Below are 846 nucleotides of genomic sequence, written 5' to 3' on the forward strand. Positions count from 1 at the left end.
TTTTCAGAGATGCCCTTAACATCCATTAATAGTCGCTTGGCTTGATCAACAAGTTTTCTCGCTTCGAGTTCGTTCTTCGTTTGGGAAAGCTCATCTTTGAGGCGTTGATACTCGTTAAACCGGGCAACGGCGGCATCCAAAATGGGGCGAATTCGAGCGGAGTCAGGATCACCAACAACGTAGGCGCTGACACCAGATTTAACAGAGAGATTAATCATCTCCTCATCTTCCGATTCGGAGAACATCACAACGGGCTTAGGGGCAAACGCCGACATGGTATGCAGACTTTCAAGCATGTCGCGACTTGGCGACTCGATATCAATCACAATGATATCTGGTTGCCACGCATCCACTTCTTTTAACAACGCAACGCTAGGGCTAGCAAGATGACGCACGCGATAGCGGGATTGCTCTAAAGCAGCAGTCACATCGTTCGCTCTCTCGACATTCTCGTCGATAAGCAAAATACTGAGTTTTGAAGACATTATTTGTTTGGGGCTCCCAGCCGGACAACACAACCTCGGCAAAGTATGCTCCCAATGAAGCAAGCGGATACCCAAACATTGAAATACGTTTTTTATTCAATGGGTTATGAAATCACTAAACAAAGCAGGGAACTGAAAACACAGCGTTACGCACCATTTCGGTGCGCAAGATCAAAAGCCGGACACAGCTCCGGAAAGCACTGAATCACTCATCAGGTTCGCTGTCTGGTAACGATACTCGACAACCCGACCAACGATTGTAATCGCCGGGCCTGATATTCCACTTGTCTCAACGCGATCCGCAATCGTTGCGAGCGTACCGATACAAACACGCTGCTCTGCGTGCGTAGCATGCTCGATG

The 846-nt window shown here is 48.3% G+C and carries 1 protein-coding gene and 1 pseudogene; both read right to left on the reverse strand.

Annotated features, from left to right (window positions below):
- Positions 1–485: ANTAR domain-containing response regulator (locus A3750_RS15635; protein WP_068548428.1), on the reverse strand; the 485-nt coding region annotated here is incomplete at its 3' end.
- Between the two features lie 171 nt (positions 486–656).
- A pseudogene (locus A3750_RS26210) lies at positions 657–846 on the reverse strand (hypothetical protein); the annotation flags it as partial.

It is taken from the genome of Oleiphilus sp. HI0079 (assembly GCF_001635105.1).